The organism is Gordonibacter sp. (assembly GCF_036667095.1).
GTDB lineage: Bacteria > Actinomycetota > Coriobacteriia > Coriobacteriales > Eggerthellaceae > Gordonibacter.
In genome coordinates this window covers 4,209-4,530 of sequence record NZ_JAVWUP010000188.1, presented here as the reverse complement: position 1 = coordinate 4,530, position 322 = coordinate 4,209, and positions in this window count along the sequence as shown.

Here is a 322-nt window from a genome sequence, read left to right as displayed (position 1 = left end):
AATATCGAATGTTTTGATGAGCTTTATCCGATATCCCACTGCAAAGACGACCTTCTTTGACAGTTTACTCCAGCCTAAGTGTCTGCATCATTATACAAAACACCAGTTCATCAAGCATTATCTCAAAAATAGGATAATACTTTGTCATACTTTGTCATAGTTGCCACTTGCTAGTGGGCGCAGCGTATGGCAGACTATGACACAGAGGATCGGCCGATCTGATTTTGAAGGGAAATAGGGACTTGCGCATGGCAATTAGTTTGCCAGCTACGCCAAGTTTTATTTCTTATAGCTTTCTCTTAAAAAGAATAGGGGGAGAAAT